The following is a 419-nucleotide window of genomic DNA, read 5'->3' as shown; positions in this document are numbered from 1 at the left end:
GAAGGTACTTGGCTAACAGCCCGAGTCTCGCAAAACCCGGTCGCAGCGCGGCGAAGTTTGGCGATCTGCGTCGGCGAGCAGTGTTTCTGCTGCTGGCGCTGATCGTCTACCGTGTCGGCGCGCACATTCCGGTGCCGGGTATCGACCCGGACCAGCTGGCGAAGTTGTTCCAGAGCCGGTCGGGCGGCATCCTTGGCATGTTCAACATGTTCTCGGGTGGCGCGCTTTCGCGGTTCACGATTTTCGCGCTTGGGATCATGCCGTATATCTCGGCGTCGATCATCATGCAGTTGTTGGCAATTGTCTCGCCGCAACTCGAAGCGTTGAAGAAGGAAGGGCAGGCGGGGCAACGAAAGATCACGCAGTACACGCGTATCTTCACGGTCCTGCTGGCAACGTTCCAGGCTTTCGGCATTGCC

1 protein-coding gene is annotated in these 419 nt (G+C 59.7%); it reads left to right on the top strand.

Features of this window, described 5'->3' with window-relative positions:
• Nucleotides 1–8: 8 nt before the first annotated feature.
• Nucleotides 9–419 (top strand): preprotein translocase subunit SecY (locus R0J92_RS21790; protein ID WP_411053175.1); only part of this gene is annotated, 411 nt, incomplete at its 3' end.

The sequence above is a fragment of the Tritonibacter sp. SIMBA_163 genome, assembly GCF_046535935.1.
GTDB classification, from domain to species: domain Bacteria; phylum Pseudomonadota; class Alphaproteobacteria; order Rhodobacterales; family Rhodobacteraceae; genus Epibacterium; species Epibacterium scottomollicae.
Note: the sequence above shows the minus strand (reverse complement) of the source record. Positions and strands in the feature narration are given on the sequence as shown.